The following is a 1088-nucleotide window of genomic DNA, read 5'->3' on the forward strand; positions in this document are numbered from 1 at the left end:
AAATATCCCTTTCTTTTCAGAGGACGATGTATCCGTCTTGGGCATGATTGGCTCTGCACCCAAATCGATAGTGTCTTTTATATCAGGCTGACTGAAGTAACCTTTATCTGCTAATACCCGTATATCTTTCTTGCGCAATGCTTCTTGTGCGAGTTTCGTCATTGACGCAAGCTGGCCTCTATCTGGCACGTTGGTCACGTCATGCGCCACTATGAGGTGATGCTTGGTATCAACCGCACTTTGTACGTTATAACTCACAACTCTTGTAAAACCTTGAGTTTTCATTAAACGTGAATCAGGATCAGTAGTGGATATTTGCTTATCAGGATGAGCTTCAACTTGTTCTTTAATCTCGTATAGTTTTTTTAACTGGCTGCGAAAGTCAGCTAGTCTCTCTTTTGTGGCTTTAATTTTTGTGACGTTAGCTTGCTCTTTATCGGCTTCATCAAGTACTTCAAGATAACGTTCAATGTTCTTTTCGACTCGGTCGATGTGAAATTTAACTTTGCTTGGCGTAAAATTATTGCCTTTGTTGTTGCTAGCTTTAAATTTACTACCATCGATGGCAACAACGGGTTTCTCAAACATATTCAGGCGACGACAGACTTCAACAAACGTTTTGCATACATTTTTTATACCGCCTCCGTTGTCTTTTCTAAAATCAGCAATCGTTTTAAAGTCGGGTGCCAACTTATCAAGTAGCCACATCAGTTCAATATTGCGTTGGCATTCGGTTTCTAATCGGCGGGATGATTGAATACGGTTGAGGTAACCATAAAGATAAAGCTTTAATAGTGTGGCTGGATGATACTTAGGGCGGCCTGTGGACTTTAAGGTTAATCCTTTAAACCCCAATTCAGCTAGATTTAGTTCCTCAATGAAAACATCAATCACTCTGACCGTATTATCTTCACTGACGTAGTCTTCCAACGATTCTGGAAATAACGTTGATTGGTTACGATCTTCACCGCTTATAAACTTTGACATATTGCCTCAACCCTCGACTGAATCAATAGTCTTATTATATAAATATCAGTATATTAAGTGAACTAAATGTATAGATTAATCGATCATAAGCAGCAGATACT

At 39.2% G+C, this 1088-nt stretch carries 1 protein-coding gene; it reads right to left on the minus strand.

The annotated features are described in order from the left end of the window. On the minus strand, nt 1–987 hold a 987-nt coding region (locus H5187_RS23650), incomplete at its 3' end, for an IS1182 family transposase (protein WP_182798487.1). Between the last annotated feature and the right edge of the window lie 101 nt (nt 988–1088).

The organism is Pseudoalteromonas sp. SG44-1 (assembly GCF_014164315.1).
In the GTDB taxonomy this organism is placed as follows: domain Bacteria; phylum Pseudomonadota; class Gammaproteobacteria; order Enterobacterales; family Alteromonadaceae; genus Pseudoalteromonas; species Pseudoalteromonas rhizosphaerae.